The following is a 15,189-nucleotide window of genomic DNA, read 5'->3' as shown; positions in this document are numbered from 1 at the left end:
GCGGCGGTCGCCGCGCATGTCCCCCTCGCGTGGATTACCACTCTCCGGGTCGGTTTCAACCCCGTCAACGGAACCGGTCGAAGCGTGTACGCGTGGTCTTCACAAGGCCCGACTTTCGGTCAGGGGGCCGAGCCTGAAATAGTTCCCGACGATGTTCGACATCCCTAGACTCCCTGTGTTGGGGGGTAACTCGGGGGACTACTCATGGGGCATGGAGTGCCGGAACTCGTACTGGAATTGAATGGACGCACCTGGACGCTAGACCCGTCCAGGCCCTACACCCTCGGACGCGATCCGCAGGGAGACATCGTGCTCGACGACGCCAGGGTGTCCTGGCGTCACGCCACGATCAGCTGGAACGGCCGCAGTTGGGCCATCGAGGACCACGGCTCGACGAACGGCACGTTCGTACAGGGCCAGCGGATCCACCAGCTGGAGCTCGGCCCCGGCTCGGCGGTGCACCTCGGCAACGCGACCGACGGACCGCGGGTGAGCCTCAGCGGCTCCGCGGCCCCGTCCGCGCAGCCTCAGGCGCAGCAGCCGTACGCCGCGCAGGCGGCCCAGGCCGCTCCGGCCGCGAACCCTGGCTGGGCCCAGCAGGCGCCGCCGCAGCAGCCGGCACCGCAGGCCGGCTGGCAGCAGCCGCAGCAGCAGCACTCTGTCGGGAAGGTTCCGCAGCAGCCGGGTCCCGGCGTCGGCGCGGGGGCGCCGCCGGTCTACGGCGACCGCAGCCCGACCACGTTCCACCAGTTCTCGATCGGCCGCGTGATGCGCATCGGTCGTGCCCTGGAGAACGAACTGGTCGTCTCCGACCTGCAGGTCTCCCGTCACCACGCCGAGTTCCACTCGACGCCCGACGGCCGTATGGAGATCCGCGACCTCGGCTCGCACAACGGCACGTACGTCAACGGCCAGCCGATCGCCAAGGGCGGTTCGGTGCTGCTCGGCCCGACGGACATCGTCGGTGTCGGCCACTCGACGTTCCGGATCGTCGGCGACCGGCTCGAGGAGTTCGTCGACACTGGTGAGGTCTCCTTCTCGGCCCGCCATCTGACCGTCACGGTCGACGGCGGCAAGCAGATCCTCAAGGACGTCTCCTTCGGCGTCCCGGAGAAGTCGCTGATCGCGGTCATCGGACCGTCCGGCTCCGGAAAGTCCACGCTGCTCAAGGCGCTGACGGGCTACCGGCCCGCCAACCAGGGCGACGTCCTCTACGACAACCGGAACCTCTACAAGCAGTTCGCCGAGCTGCGCCAGCGTATCGGTCTGGTCCCGCAGGACGACATCCTGCACAAGGAGCTGACCGTCAAGAAGGCCCTCAAGTACGCGGCCAAGCTCCGCTTCCCCGCCGACACCACCGGCGCCGAGCGCGAGGCCCGCATCGACGAGGTGCTGCGCGAGCTGAAGCTGGACATCCACAAGGAGAAGAAGGTCACCTCCCTCTCCGGCGGCCAGCGCAAGCGTGTCTCGGTGGCCCTGGAGCTCCTGACCAAGCCGTCCCTGATCTTCCTGGACGAGCCCACCTCGGGCCTCGACCCGGGCATGGACCGCGACGTGATGCAGCTGCTGCGCGGCCTCGCCGACGACGGCCGTACGGTCCTCGTCGTCACCCACTCGGTGGCCGAGCTGGCGATCTGCGACAAGCTCCTGGTGATGGCCCCCGGCGGTTCGGTCGCCTACTTCGGCCCGCCCGAGGAGGCGCTGAACTTCTTCGGCTACGACACCTGGGCTGACGTCTTCTCCGCCTTCGAGAACTACCGCGACTACGACTGGGCGGGCCGCTGGAAGGGCTCGCAGCACTACCAGATGTACGCCGCGGACATCGACGCCATCGCGCCGCAGTCCGTACAGATGCCGCCGATGCAGGCGATGAAGCCGCCGAAGCCGCAGGGCTGGATGTCCCAGTTCGGCACGCTGGTGCGCCGCTACGTCTCGGTGATCGCCTCCGACAAGGGCTTCCTGGCCCTGTCGATCATCCTGCCGCTCGTCCTGGGCTCGGTGAGCCTGCTCATCGACGCCGGCAAGGACCTCCTGGTCAACACGGAGATCAACCCGAACACCGGCAAGCCCATCGCCAACGGCACGGCGCTGACGGTCCTGCTGATCCTCGCGGTGGGCGCCTGCTTCGCCGGTGCCGCCAACTCCGTCCGCGAGCTGATCAAGGAACGGGTCATCTACGAGCGGGAGCGCGCGACCGGGCTGTCCCGGTCCGCGTACCTGATGTCCAAGGTGTTCGTGCTCGGCCTGATCACCATGGTCCAGGGCCTGATGGTCGGCGTCATCGGCTTCTCCAGCCGCACCATCCCGGACAAGGGCCTGATCCTCGGCAGCCAGATCCTGCTGGAGCTGTGCATCCCGATCATGGCGCTGGGCTTCACCGCGATGATGTTCGGCCTGATCATCTCGGCCCTGGTGAAGACCGCCGAGAAGACCATGCCGCTGCTGGTCATGTTCGCGATCGTCCAGGTCGTCTTCACCGGCTGCCTCTTCCCGCTGGCCAACTCGGTCGGCGTCAACGAGCTGTCGTACCTGATGCCGTCGCGCTGGGCGGTCGCCGCCGCGGGCGCCACGCTGGACTTCAACAAGATCAGCCCGCCGGCCAAGGGCGACAGCGACGACCCGCTGTGGGCGCACAGCGTCGGTGCCTGGAGCATGGACATGATCGCCCTGATCGTCCTCGGCGTGCTCTGCGGCTTCCTCGTGGCCCGCTTCCTGCGCCGCCACGAGCCCGAGGTCATGCGCAAGTAGTCAGGTCCGTACGACGCCGAAGGGCGGCACCCCGTCAGTTGGGTGCCGCCCTTCGGCATACGGCGAGTCGAGGTCCGCGCGACCTCAGTACGCGCCGTTGACGTTGTCGATCGAGCCGTACTTGTCGGCCGCGTAGTTGGCGGAGGCGACGATGTTGGCGACCGGGTCGTACTGGCTGAAGGCGGTGCCGGGGACGTGGTACGCGTCGAAGGTCGGCTTGATGATCTGGAGCAGACCGATCGACGGGACGCCGTTGATGGCGTTGATGTCCCAGTTGTTGATCGCGTTCGGGTTGCCCGAGGACTCCCGCATGATGTTGCGGTGGAGCCCGTTGTAGGTGCCCGGGATGTTCTTCGCGTCCATGATGTCGAGGGCGTGCTTGATCCAGCCGTCGAGGTTGTTCGCGTAGGTCTTCGGGGCGGCCTTGACCGCGGCGCGCTTGGCGGACCGGCTCGCGGCCTCCTTCGCCTTGCGCTCCGCCGCGGCCTTCTTCGCGGCGGCGGCCTCGGCGGCGGCCTTCTTCTTCGCGGCGGCGTCGGCGGCGGCCTTCGCGGCGGCCTTCTTCGCGGCGGCGGCCTCGGCGGCCTGGCTCTGCAGGCTGGCGCCGGCGAGCTGCTCGGTCACGTCGGACTGGAGACCCTTGAGCTGCTCGGAGCTGTACGCCACCGCGGCGGAGGAAGCGGCGGCTTCGCTCGTGGTCGTCTCCGCGTTGCCGGGAACAGCGGAGAACGCGAGGGCGGCGGCGCCGAGCGTGGCGACACCGGCGATGGCGACCTTGTGGCGCTTGGTCAGCGCGCGACTGTGGCTCTTCTGGGACATGCGGATGGACCTCTTCGAATAGCGCGGAGGCCGCTCTTCGTCCGGCGGGGGACCCGGGTGCTTCCGGCACCGGGTACTCGGCACGAACGCCGCGGACGAACCCGCGGCGCTGAGCGACGGTTGCCATTCTTAGCTGTCGCAAAAATGTGTGGCAAAGGTGTGACGTACGATCCTGCATAGTGGATCAGGGAGGGGCAAAACGGGACAGATGGGAATGTCTGCCCCGCTCACCCCGGGCCGCTTTATCTCCTATTCGCCTTCGTACGTGACCTGCGCCCTATGCGCGGGCTCACATCGACCGCGGAGCAGTCTCACCGCGAGTTGCTGAAGCAATGCTCTCTGTGAGGACCCTCCTCCGGGAGGATGAGATGCAGGTCCCCGAACTCGTGCCACAGATAGCGCCCCCGCAGCGCCTCCTCGTACGCACGGTCGACGGCCGCCCGCCCGGCCACCGCCCGCAGCATCAGCAGATGCGAGGCCTCGGGCTCGTGCAGCCCGGTCAGCAGCCCGTCCACCACCCGCACCCCGCGCCGCGGAGTCACCACGAGGTCCGTCCACCCCGCACGCGCGCGTACGACGCCGTCGGCACCCGCCGCCGACTCCACGGCCCGCACCGCGGTCGTCCCGACGGCGACGACCCTGCCGCCCTGCGCCCTGGCGGCGTTGACCAGCCGCGCCGACGCCTCCGGCACCGCGAACCGCTCCGGATACGGCGGCTCGTGCACCTCCACCGACGCCACCCCGGTGTGCAGGGTGATCGGCGCGAACTGCACCCCCCGACTCACCAGCTCCGCCACCAGCCGCGCGGTGAAGGGCCGAGCGGCGCTCGGCATCTCCGCGCTGCCGGTCCCGTCGGGAGAGGGCAGCGCGAACACGGTCTGGTAGACGGACAGGGGCTGGTCGCGGTCGGTGTAGGCGTAGCGGATCGGGCGGCCGTGCTCGCGCAGCGTGCCGACGACCCGGGAGAGGCCGCCGGTGTCCGGGTCGGCCCCGCTCACCCGCGCCCACCAGAGCCGCTCGCTCCCGGCGCTCAGCGGCTCCTCCAGGCGCAGCCGGACGCCCCCGGGCAACCGCACCTCCGTACCCGCGGGACCGCCCGCACGCGGCCGTGTGGCGCCCCGCGGGTCAGGGTCCCGCAGCTCGACCGCCCAGCGACCGTCGTCCCCGCGCGTGGAGAAGTGCACCACCACACGCGTGTGCTTGATCCGCCCGTCCACGGCCGCCGCCAGCGTGGGCGAGGTGTTGACGACGAGCAGATCCCCGGCCCGCAGCAGCCGAGGCAGCTCCGCGAACGCGTGGTGGGCCACCGCCGTACCGCGCGACACCAGCAGCCGCACGGCGTCCCGGTCCAGCCCCGGCCCCCGCTGCTCGGCCGGAACACGGGCCGACAGCTCCGCCGGGACGCGCAGGGCCGTCGTCATCGCCCCTCCGCCGGTGCGGGCGCGGCGTACCGGCCGCTCGCCGGACGCTCGTCGAGCAGCCGCAGGAAGCCCGGGACCACCTCGGCCGGATCGGGACGGGGACCGTCGTCGCCCGGTACGGCCGCCGCGTACAGCTCCGTCGCCATGTCCCCGGGGTCGACCGCCCACACCCGCAGCCCGGGCTCCTCCTCCCCGAGCACCGCCGCGAGCTGGTCCAGGGCGGCCTTCGACGCCCCGTAACCGCCCCATGTCTCGTAGGCCTCGGCCGCCGCGTCCGAGCTGACCGTGATCACCGCACCCGCGTGGGCGGCCCGCAGCAGTGGCAGCGCCTCCTGCACCAGCCCCAGCGTGGCCACCACGTTCACCTCCAGAGCCCGCCGCAGCCCCTCCAGCGGCAGCTCCTCCAGGCGTACCAGGGGTTCGGCGCCCAGGGCGCTGGCGTTGCCCACCACCAGATCGAGGCCGCCGAACCCCCGCGCGGCGGCCACCAGCCCGACCCGGTGCCCCGGGTCCGTGACATCGCCCGGCAGCGCCGCCACCCGTGTGCCGTACTTCTCCAGCCCCTCGGCCGCCTCCCGCAGCCCCCGCGCACCCCTGGCGTCGAGCACCAGGTCCCAGCCCCGCGCGGCGAGCGCCTCGGCGAGCGCCCGCCCCAGCCCCTTCGAGGCCCCCGTGATGATCGCTACCGGCATGACAACGTCCCCTCGTCCTCGGCGCCCTTCGAACGGCGTGCCCTCAACGTAGGAACCGGCCGGCGCGGCAGGCGTCGGACGCAGGTCGCGAGCGAGCGGGGCCCTTCGGCCTAGTCCCACCGGCCTAGGCGGCCGCCGCCACAGGTCCGATACGGACTGTCACACCCCGCCGGTACCGTGAGGGCATGAGTCAAGGACCCAGGTCGGGCCTCGCGGCGGTGAGTTCCGCGCTGCTGGCCATGAGCAGGCACGGAGAGGTACGCGACGTCCTCAAGACGATCGTCGCCTCGGCCCGCGAACTGCTCGACGCGCAGTACGCGGCGCTGGGTGTCCCGGACGACCACGGCGGCTTCGCCCAGTTCGTGGTCGACGGCGTCAGCGACCGGCAGTGGAAGGCCATCGGACCCCTCCCGCGCCAGCACGGCATCCTCGCCGCGATGCTCCAGGAGGCGAAGGCCGAGCGCCTTGCCGACGTGCGCAAGGACCCCCGCTTCGAGGGCTGGCCGGCGGCGCACCCCGACATGTCCGACTTCCTGGGCCTGCCCATCCGCGACGGCGACGAGGTCATCGGAGCCCTCTTCCTCGCGAACAAGAACTGTCCGAAGCCGGACGGCGGCTGCGGCTTCACCGCGGAGGACGAGGAACTCCTCGCCATCCTCGCCCAGCACGCCGCCATCGCCCTGACCAACGCCCGCCTGTACGAACGCAGCCGTGAGCTGACCATCGCGGAGGAGCGCTCCCGGCTCGCGCACGAACTGCACGACGCGGTCGCCCAGAAGCTGTTCTCGCTGCGCCTGACGGCCCAGGCGGCCGCCGCCCTCGTCGACCGTGACCCCTCCCGCGCCAAGGGCGAGCTCCAGCAGGTCGCCGCGCTCGCCGCCGAGGCCGCCGACGAACTGCGCGCCGCCGTCGTGGAACTGCGCCCCGCCGCCCTCGACGAGGACGGCCTCGTCGCCACCCTCCGCACCCAGATCCAGGTCCTCGACCGCGCCCACACCGCGCGCGTCACCTTCGGCAGCTGCGGCGTGCGCGCCCTGCCCGCCGCCCAGGAGGAGGCCGTCCTGCGCGTCGCCCAGGAGGCCCTGCACAACGCCCTGCGGCACTCCGGCGCCGCACACGTCGATGTGACGCTGTCCCGGCGGGGGAGCGGAGCCGTCCTACGGGTCACCGACGACGGCAGCGGCTTCGACCCGCAGCAGACCCGCCGCGCGGGACGCCACCTCGGACTGGTCTCCATGCGCGACCGGTCGAGCGGGGTCGGCGGCGGCCTGACCGTGGATTCGGCGCCCGGCAAGGGCACCACGATCGAGATGGAGGTCCCTGGTGGCTGACGCAATCAAGGTGCTGCTCGTCGACGACCACCAGGTGGTCCGTCGCGGCCTGCGCACCTTCCTCGAGGTACAGGACGACATCGAGGTCGTCGGCGAGGCCTCCGACGGCGCCGAGGGAGTCGCGCGCGCCGAGGAGCTCGGGCCCGACGTCGTCCTCATGGACGTCAAGATGCCGGGCATGGACGGCGTGGACGCCCTGCGCAAGCTGCGCGAACTGAACAATCCCGCGCGCGTGCTGATCGTCACCAGCTTCACCGAGCAGCGCACGGTGGTCCCGGCGCTGCGCGCGGGCGCCGCGGGGTACGTCTACAAGGACATCGACCCGGACGCGCTGGCCGGCGCCATCCGCTCCGTCCACGCGGGGCACATCCTGCTCCAGCCCGAGGTCGCGGGCGCCCTGCTGTCCCAGGAGGAGGCCAACAACGGCCAGGGGAGGGCGGGTTCGCTCACCGACCGGGAGCGCGAGGTGCTCGGCCTGATAGCGGACGGCCGCTCGAACCGCGAGATCGCGCGCGCCCTCGTCCTCTCGGAGAAGACCGTCAAGACCCACGTCTCGAACATCCTCATGAAACTCGACCTGTCGGACCGCACACAGGCCGCGTTGTGGGCGGTACGTCACGGAGTGACCGGTTGATGCACGAAGTGGGCGGCAATTCGGAGGGTTCCGCTCCGGAGTGAGATTCATACCGTCGTGGGAATGTCCCCCGGATGGCGCATCCTTCGTGGAGCTCCGCCGTTCTCCAGTGCGTGCTGCGGCGACTGCCGCGGCAATCGCTAGGAGGGGCTCAGAAGTGAAGAACCTGAAGAAGGCAGCGGCCGTGACGATGGTGGCCGGCGGGCTGATCGCCGCCGGTGCCGGTATGGCCTCCGCCACCGACGGCTCGCACGCCGACGGCTCGGCCGTGGGCTCGCCCGGCGTCATCTCGGGCAACCTCGTCCAGGCCCCGGTGCACGTCCCGGTGAACGCGGTCGGCAACAGCGTGAACGTCATCGGTGTGCTGAACCCGGCGTTCGGCAACCTCGGCATCAACCGCTGACCTCCGCCACGGAGCAGCAGTGACTTCCGGCCTCCCAGGTCCGCCTGGGAGGCCGGTCCGCCAACGGCATCGCCGGCCTGAAGCCCGCCTTCGGCAACGAGGGTGCGAACGACTGACATCGTCTCGGCCGGCGGGGGCTCTTGAGCCAACGGCGACTTGAGGGGCCCTTGGTTTGTGTGGTGCGGGGTCTCTCTCGACTGCGGGCGCGGCTGAGGGCGGTGCCTCTAAGTCTTTCGTCTGCGGCCGAGTGGGGGCTGGTCGCGCAGTTCCCCGCGCCCCTGAGGGTGATCACCGAGGCCGGCGTGCGAAGGACCCCGTCTGACCACACCCGGCGTCGCTGAGGTCGCTCACCGCGGCCCGCGGGCCGGGCAACTCCGTCAGTCCCCGCTTAGCCCTTCCCTCACCGCACCCCGCGCTCCCGCTCCTCCACATACGCGTTGTACGCCGCCACCTGTGCCCGTCGGGCCGTTCGTTCCACCGGGCGCAGGGCCTGGGCGCGAGCCGCCATCTCACCCGCGCTCACCGCACCTCCGGGCCCGTGCTCATAGGCGACGGAGACGAGCAACCCCACCCGTTGCGCAAGCTCCAGCACTCGCACCGCGCGGGGCGGATACCCCGGGGCCAGCACCTCGCGCCCCCGCTCCGCCCGAGCCCGGTACGCGTCGACCGCCGCCTCGGCCACCGGACCCGACCCCGCCACGTCGAGCCGCGTCAGCATCTCCGTCGCGTCCCGCAACGCCTCCGCCAGCTCCCGCTCGGCCTCGCCCAAGGACGGCACGTCGGCCGGCGGCGCCTCCCGCACCGGCAGCACATGCCAGACCACCTCGACATGCACATCACCGGACGGCCCGGCCTCGTACACCTCCGGCACCAGCCCGAGCGCCGCCCCGTGACAGATCACCGCCTCCTCGGCCTCCAGCGCCCGCGCGTTGAACTCCGGCGGCCCGCTCAGCCCCAGCGGATGCCCCGGCGCGGGCAGCGCCACCCGGAACCCGACGACCCCGAGTCCCCGCAACCGCCCGAGCGCGAGGGTCAGTCCGACCGGCGACGATTCGCCCGGCAGCCCCTCCACCCGGTGCACGGCGTCCTCGCCGACGATCGCGAGCACGGCGTCGTCAGGCGAGACAAGTCCGGCAAGAAGGCCATTTCCCCATGCGGCAAGGCGTCCAGAGCGTGGTTCCGAGAGCATGCCCCCACCCTAAGGACCGGACCGATGGAATGGAGCGGGCGACCGGTGGCGTAGATTTCCTTGAGGGCCGCGCCGACACGCGCACGCGACAAGCCCGGACGCCGAGACCGGTCACACTGCAAGGGGAGACAACACGCTCATGAGCGACGTTCTGGAGCTTGAGGACGTATCCGTGGTCCGTGAGGGCCGGGCTCTGGTGGACCAGGTCTCCTGGTCGGTCAAGGAGGGCGAGCGCTGGGTCATCCTCGGTCCCAACGGCGCCGGCAAGACCACCCTCCTCAACGTCGCCTCCAGCTACGTCTACCCCAGCAAGGGCACCGCCACGATCCTCGGCGAGACCCTCGGCAGGCCCGGCACCGACGTCTTCGAACTGCGCCCGCGCATCGGCATGGCCGGCATCGCCATGGCCGACAAGCTCCCCAAGCGCCAGACCGTCCTGGAGACCGTACTGACGGCCGCGTACGGCATGACGGCCACCTGGCAGGAGGACTACGACGAGATCGACGAGCAGCGCGCCCGCGCCTTCCTCGACCGTCTCGGCATGAGCGACTACCTGGAGCGCAAGTTCGGCACCCTCTCCGAGGGCGAGCGCAAGCGCACCCTCATCGCCCGCGCTCTGATGACCGACCCCGAGCTGCTCCTCCTCGACGAGCCCGCCGCAGGCCTCGACCTCGGCGGCCGCGAGGACCTCGTGCGCCGGCTCGGCCGCCTCGCCCGCGACCCGATCGCCCCCTCCATGCTGATGGTCACCCACCACGTGGAGGAGATCGCCCCCGGCTTCACCCACGTCCTGATGATCCGCCAGGGCAAGGTCCTCGCCGCCGGCCCGCTGGAGCTCGAACTCACCTCCCGCAACCTCTCCCTCTGCTTCGGCCTCCCGCTCGTCGTCGAGCAGGTCGGCGAGCGCTGGACGGCACAGGGCCTGCCGCTGTCCTGAGTCTCTTCTCGCCCTCCCGCCAAGGGAGTTCACGAGCGAGAACCCCATACAGACCCCCACTGCGCCCTGTCCGCGGCGGGACCTGCGGAACTACCATGACCATGTGAACGACATCGACGCATGGGTGTGGTGGCTCATCGGCGCGGCAGGGCTCGGCATCCCGCTCGTGATCACGGCCATGCCGGAGTTCGGAATGCTCGCCGTGGGCGCCGTGGCGGCCTCGATCATGGCGGGCCTCGGCTTCGACATGGTCGTCCAGGTCCTCGTCTTCGCCGTCGTCTCGGTCGCCCTCATCGCGGTCGTACGACCCGTCGCGGCCAGGCACGGTGCACAGCGGCCCCAACTGGCCACCGGAATCGAGGCGTTGAAGGGCAAGCAGGCCGTGGTGACGGAGCGCGTCGACGGCTCCGGCGGCCGGATCAAGCTCGCCGGAGAGGTCTGGTCGGCCCGCGCTCTCGACACCGGCCGCGCCTACGAAGTAGGTGAGGAAGTGGACGTCGTGGACATCGAGGGGGCCACGGCGATCATCATGTGACCTCGCACGATGCAAGTGGCGCGAAACCCCACGAGGTCCACGACGGTCTGTCAGACTCGACCAGCAAGATCTTCGACAACCATAAGATCTTCCAAAAGCGCCAAGGCGGAGAGAGGTACGGGGAAGCGACGATGGAACCGGTCATCATCGTTTTGATCATCCTGGTGGTGTTGGTCTTCATCGCCCTGATCAAGACCATCCAAGTCATCCCGCAGGCCAGCGCGGCCATCGTCGAGCGCTTCGGCCGCTACACGCGGACCCTCAACGCGGGCCTGAACATCGTCGTCCCGTTCATCGACACCATCCGCAACCGGATCGACCTGCGTGAACAGGTCGTCCCGTTCCCTCCGCAGCCGGTGATCACCCAGGACAACCTGGTGGTCAACATCGACACGGTCATCTACTACCAGGTGACCGACGCGAGGGCCGCGACGTACGAGGTCGCCAGCTACATCCAGGCCATCGAGCAGCTCACGGTCACCACCCTGCGCAACATCATCGGTGGCATGGACCTGGAACGCACCCTGACCTCCCGCGAGGAGATCAACGCGGCCCTGCGCGGCGTCCTCGACGAGGCGACGGGCAAGTGGGGCATCCGCGTCAACCGGGTGGAACTCAAGGCGATCGAGCCCCCGACCTCCATCCAGGACTCGATGGAGAAGCAGATGCGCGCCGACCGCGACAAGCGCGCGGCGATCCTCACCGCGGAAGGAACGCGCCAGGCGGCCATCCTCACCGCCGAGGGTGAGAAGCAGTCCCAGATCCTGCGCGCCGAGGGTGAGGCCAAGGCAGCGGCCCTGCGAGCGGAGGGCGAGGCCCAGGCCGTCCGCACGGTCTTCGAGGCCATCCACGCGGGCGACCCCGACCAGAAGCTCCTCTCCTACCAGTACCTCCAGATGCTCCCCAAGATCGCCGAGGGCGACGCCAACAAGCTCTGGATCGTCCCCAGCGAGATCGGCGACGCCCTCAAGGGCCTCTCCGGCGCCATGGGCAACTTCGGCAACCTGGGCGGCGGTTCAGGAGGCGGCGGCGGCCAGGGCAACGGCGGATCGGAACGCAGGGAGAAGCCGTCGATCGACTGACGCGGACTTCGTCGTACGACGTCGGGGCTCCCCTCGTAACGCGGGGAGCCCCAACGTCTTTGGTTTTTCAGGGGCGCGGGGCTGTATCGATCTGCGGCTCCGCCGCGTGGGCGCGACAAGCCACGACGCACCCGCACCCGCACCCGCATCCCGACCGATCCCGGCAGACGCTCAGGCGCTACGCGGCATCCCGAGCCAGCCAGTCAGGCAGCGCCTGAAAGTCCTCCGTCCCCAGCGACAGCAACATCGCATCCGCAGGACTGGGCTCGAACGGTTCCCGCAGCAACGGCATACCCGCCTGCTCCGGAGTCCGGTCGGCCTTGCGGTGATTGTCCTCCGCGCAGGAGGCCACCGTGTTCAGCCAGGAGTCCTGACCGCCCTGCGCCCGTGGCACGACATGGTCCACGGTCGTCGCCCTGCGCCCGCAGTACGCGCACCGGTGCCGGTCCCTGACCAGCACACCCCGCCTGGACCACGGCGCTTGTCTTCGGAACGGCACCCGCACGTATCTGCACAGCCTGATCACCCGGGGCGCCGGTATGTCGACCGCGGCTCCCCGCATACGCAGTTCGGGGTGGGACTGCTCGACCACGGCCTTGTCCTGAAGCACCAGAACGACGGCACGGTTCAACGTCACCGTCGACAGCGGCTCGAAGCTCGCGTTCAGTACCAGCGTGTCCCGCATAACCAGCCCACCTCCTGTGCGCACCGGCCCACCCCCTGGCGGGCTGGGATCAACTCTGGCCGGGCACGCCGAGATGGACAACGAAATAAAAAGTGCCCGCCCCTGATCACTTCCAAGACCAGGGGCGGGCAAACGTTGCGTGAACGGTGGGCTCGTTCAGCTCTCCGCGGGGATTTCGTACTCACCGATCAGCTGGGCACGCGCGATCGTCTTGAACCGCAGGTTGAATCCCACGACGGCGGGAGAGGCGTCGGAGTCCACCCCGAGCTTCTCCTGGTCCACCGCGTAGACCGTGAAGACGTACCGGTGCGGCCCGTCCCCGGGCGGCGGCGCGGCACCGCCGAAGTCCTTCGACCCGTAGTCGTTGCGGACCTGTACGGCGCCCTCCGGCAGCCCCTCGAACTTGCCGCTGCCCGCACCCGCCGGCAACTCGGTCACCGAGGCCGGGATGTCGAACACGGTCCAGTGCCAGAACCCGCTGCCCGTGGGGGCGTCGGGGTCGTAGCAGGTCACGGCGAAGCTCTTGGTCTCGGGCGGAAAGCCCTCCCACCGCAGCTGCGGCGAGGTGTTGCCGGCCGCGTAGACCTGAGCGTCCTTGAGCGGCGCACCTTCCTCGACGTCCTCGCTCGTCACCGTGAACGACGGCACGGGCGGATGGAAGTCATGGGGGAGCGGCCGCCTCTTGAGCTCGGTCACCTCGGTACCTCCTGATCGGTTCATGGGGGATTACTGATCAGTGGAATCAGTACGTCCCGAGCCTAGAACCAGTTGCGCTTGCTGCCGACCTCGGACAGCCACTGGTTGAGGTACGCCGGCCAGTCCGTGCCCTGGTAGTCGTGCAGACCCACCTGGAACGAGCGGAAGGTGTCGCTGCCCTCGCTGAACAGCCCCGGCTTCTTGTCCATCTCCAGCACCACGTCCATGGCGGTGTGATCGGCGACGAAGCTGAGCTCGACCTGGTTGATCCCGCGGTACTGCTGCGGCGGGAAGAACTCGATCTCCTGGTAGAAGGGCAGCTTCTGCCGCGTACCGCGAATGAGGCCACGCTCCATGTCCGCGTTCTTGAACCGGAAGCCCAGCTGGATGAACGCGTCCAGGATCGCCTTCTGCGCCGGCAGCGGGTGCACGTTGACCGGGTCCAGGTCACCGGAGTCCACCGCACGCGCGATCTCCAGCTCCGTGGACACCCCGATGTGCATCCCGCGCAGCGGCTGACCGTCGATCGTGGTGATCGGCGTCTCCCACGGGATCTCGAGCCCGAACGGCACCGCGTGCACGGCACCCGCCTTGAGCTCGAAGGCACCGCCGAGCCGCTGCTTGGTGAACTCGATGTCCTGCTTGTACTCCTGGTCGCCGCTCTCCACCTCGACCTTGGCCTGGAGCCCGACCGACAGCGCCTCGATCTGCTGATCGACGGACCCGCCCTGGATCCGCACCTCACCCTGGACGACACCACCCGGAACGACGTTGACCTCGGTCAGCACCGTCTCGACCGAAGCCCCGCCGGCCCCCAGGCTCGCGAGCAGCTTCTTGAACGCCATGTCTCTCCCTCTACCTCTACGTCGTCCCGTGACTTGCCTCTAGTGCGAGTCGCGTGTGGATCCTTGATCCCTACAAACGCGATCCGGCCCCGGCCGGTTCCGCGCCCTCACCCTTGCAAGGCGAACGCGCGCTGACCACCCCGTGGCAGCCACCCCGTCTGCATTACCCTCGGACGGCATGATCGCGAGCCCCGACCGTACGCCCCTCCCACGCGAGTTCTTCGACCGCCCCGTACTGGACGTCGCCCCCGACCTCCTCGGCCGCATCCTCGTCCGCACCACCCCCGACGGCCCGATCGCCCTTCGCCTCACAGAGGTGGAGGCCTACGACGGCCGGCACGACCCCGGCTCGCACGCCTACCGCGGCCGCACGGCCCGCAACAGCGTGATGTTCGGCCCGCCCGGTCATGTGTACGTCTACTTCACCTACGGCATGTGGCACTGCATGAACCTGGTGTGCGGTCCGGACGGCACGGCGAGCGCGGTCCTGCTGCGCGCGGGCGAGATCGTCGAGGGCGCCGAGCTCGCCCGCGAACGTCGACTCTCGGCCCGGAACGACAAGGAACTGGCCAAAGGGCCGGCCCGCCTGGCCACAGCCCTGGACGTGGCCCGCTCTCTGGACGGCACGGACGCGTGCGACTCCGAGGACAGCCCACTGAGGGTCCTCGCAGGTAACCCCGTCGCCTCCGACCAGGTACTCAACGGCCCCCGCACCGGAGTGTCCGGGGAGGGAGGCGTCCACCCCTGGCGCTTCTGGATCGCCAACGACCCGACGGTGAGCCCGTATCGCGCCCATACGCCGAGGCGTCGGTCAAGTTGACGCGCCCTTGTGCGGTGCGTAATGTAGCCCGAGCCGCTTGAACCGGGTACTGCGATCGTCAGCAGCCGGAAGCGGCCAAACCACTACCTACGACCTCCTCCCAGCGAGGGTCAATTCGGCGTGCCTGCATGCCTGAATTCGAACTCGCGGAACTCGATTATGAGTTGGCGAGAGGATGGGCTAACGTAGTGAATGTCGAAAGGCCGACAGGCGAAAGCCGCGAAGCCCAAGGCAAATCCCGCCGACAGGGAATCGGGCCGGAAACGGTCTGATAGAGTCGGAAACGCAAGACCGAAGGGAAAAGCCCGGAGGAAAGCCCGAGAGGGTGAGTACAAAGGAAGCGTCCGTTCCT

At 69.8% G+C, this 15,189-nt stretch carries 15 protein-coding genes; 8 read left to right on the top strand and 7 right to left on the bottom strand.

All coding sequences use genetic code 11. The features are described 5' to 3' along the window. Positions 1-216 precede the first annotated feature (216 nt). Positions 217-2,748, top strand: coding sequence for an ABC transporter ATP-binding protein/permease (locus ACZ56U_RS29515; RefSeq protein ID WP_469087217.1), 2,532 nt, complete (start codon positions 217-219; stop codon positions 2,746-2,748). Between the two features lie 84 nt (positions 2,749-2,832). On the opposite strand, the gene ACZ56U_RS29510 is transcribed toward ACZ56U_RS29515, so the two are convergent. The 3 genes from ACZ56U_RS29510 to ACZ56U_RS29500 all read right to left on the bottom strand — a co-directional run bounded on the left by ACZ56U_RS29510 (position 2,833) and on the right by ACZ56U_RS29500 (position 5,680). Next, entirely contained in the window at positions 2,833-3,567 is a 735-nt protein-coding gene (locus ACZ56U_RS29510; protein WP_469087006.1) for a transglycosylase SLT domain-containing protein, read from the bottom strand. Between the two features lie 311 nt (positions 3,568-3,878). Beyond that, positions 3,879-4,988: an S-adenosylmethionine:tRNA ribosyltransferase-isomerase gene (locus ACZ56U_RS29505; RefSeq protein WP_469087005.1), complete on the bottom strand. Its 1,110-nt coding sequence runs from the start codon at positions 4,986-4,988 to the stop codon at positions 3,879-3,881. After that, a complete protein-coding gene (locus tag ACZ56U_RS29500; RefSeq protein WP_469087004.1) occupies positions 4,985-5,680 on the bottom strand; it encodes an SDR family NAD(P)-dependent oxidoreductase in 696 nt (231 codons plus the stop codon). The genes ACZ56U_RS29505 and ACZ56U_RS29500 overlap by 4 nt, the downstream gene beginning before the upstream one ends. 185 nt (positions 5,681-5,865) lie before the next feature. Here ACZ56U_RS29500 and ACZ56U_RS29495 point away from each other — a divergent pair, with 185 nt between their 5' ends. The 3 genes from ACZ56U_RS29495 to chpE all read left to right on the top strand — a co-directional run bounded on the left by ACZ56U_RS29495 (position 5,866) and on the right by chpE (position 8,048). Beyond that, positions 5,866-7,011, top strand: a complete 1,146-nt coding sequence (locus ACZ56U_RS29495; protein WP_469087003.1) for a GAF domain-containing sensor histidine kinase — start codon at positions 5,866-5,868, stop codon at positions 7,009-7,011. After that, entirely contained in the window at positions 7,004-7,645 is a 642-nt protein-coding gene (locus ACZ56U_RS29490) for a response regulator (RefSeq protein ID WP_469087002.1), read from the top strand. Before ACZ56U_RS29495 ends, ACZ56U_RS29490 begins: the two co-directional genes overlap by 8 nt. Before the next feature lie 157 nt (positions 7,646-7,802). Further along, positions 7,803-8,048 carry a chaplin ChpE gene (gene chpE / locus ACZ56U_RS29485; protein WP_391230539.1) on the top strand — a complete coding sequence of 82 codons (246 nt, stop codon included), beginning with the start codon at positions 7,803-7,805 and terminating at the stop codon, positions 8,046-8,048. A 400-nt stretch (positions 8,049-8,448) separates the two neighbouring features. Here the strand turns inward: chpE and ACZ56U_RS29480 are convergent, their stop codons facing one another. Next, positions 8,449-9,237, bottom strand: coding sequence for a hypothetical protein (locus tag ACZ56U_RS29480; protein ID WP_469087001.1), 789 nt, complete (start codon positions 9,235-9,237; stop codon positions 8,449-8,451). Between the two features lie 139 nt (positions 9,238-9,376). On the opposite strand from ACZ56U_RS29480, the gene ACZ56U_RS29475 reads away from it, so the two are divergent. The 3 genes from ACZ56U_RS29475 to ACZ56U_RS29465 all read left to right on the top strand — a co-directional run bounded on the left by ACZ56U_RS29475 (position 9,377) and on the right by ACZ56U_RS29465 (position 11,791). Further along, on the top strand, positions 9,377-10,174 hold the full coding sequence (locus ACZ56U_RS29475; protein WP_469087000.1) for an ABC transporter ATP-binding protein: 798 nt from the start codon (positions 9,377-9,379) through the stop codon (positions 10,172-10,174). 103 nt (positions 10,175-10,277) lie between these two features. Next, complete coding sequence (locus ACZ56U_RS29470) at positions 10,278-10,709, top strand: NfeD family protein (RefSeq protein ID WP_469086999.1); 432 nt, start codon at positions 10,278-10,280, stop codon at positions 10,707-10,709. A 131-nt stretch (positions 10,710-10,840) separates the two neighbouring features. Beyond that, entirely contained in the window at positions 10,841-11,791 is a 951-nt protein-coding gene (locus ACZ56U_RS29465; protein ID WP_469086998.1) for an SPFH domain-containing protein, read from the top strand. Positions 11,792-11,969: 178 nt separating this feature from the next. Here ACZ56U_RS29465 and ACZ56U_RS29460 read toward each other — a convergent pair whose 3' ends face one another. From ACZ56U_RS29460 to ACZ56U_RS29450, 3 genes are all read right to left on the bottom strand, one after another. Next, entirely contained in the window at positions 11,970-12,476 is a 507-nt protein-coding gene (locus tag ACZ56U_RS29460) for an HNH endonuclease (RefSeq protein WP_469086997.1), read from the bottom strand. Between the two features lie 156 nt (positions 12,477-12,632). Further along, positions 12,633-13,172 carry a YbhB/YbcL family Raf kinase inhibitor-like protein gene (locus tag ACZ56U_RS29455; RefSeq protein WP_469086996.1) on the bottom strand — a complete coding sequence of 180 codons (540 nt, stop codon included), beginning with the start codon at positions 13,170-13,172 and terminating at the stop codon, positions 12,633-12,635. A gap of 62 nt (positions 13,173-13,234) precedes the next feature. Continuing rightward, entirely contained in the window at positions 13,235-14,017 is a 783-nt protein-coding gene (locus tag ACZ56U_RS29450; RefSeq protein ID WP_469086995.1) for a sporulation protein, read from the bottom strand. A gap of 178 nt (positions 14,018-14,195) precedes the next feature. Between ACZ56U_RS29450 and ACZ56U_RS29445 the strand changes: the two genes are divergently transcribed. After that, positions 14,196-14,837: a DNA-3-methyladenine glycosylase gene (locus ACZ56U_RS29445; protein WP_469086994.1), complete on the top strand. Its 642-nt coding sequence runs from the start codon at positions 14,196-14,198 to the stop codon at positions 14,835-14,837. Positions 14,838-15,189 lie beyond the last annotated feature (352 nt).

This window comes from Streptomyces sp. NPDC034103 (genome assembly GCF_055575395.1).
Note: the sequence above shows the minus strand (reverse complement) of the source record. Positions and strands in the feature narration are given on the sequence as shown.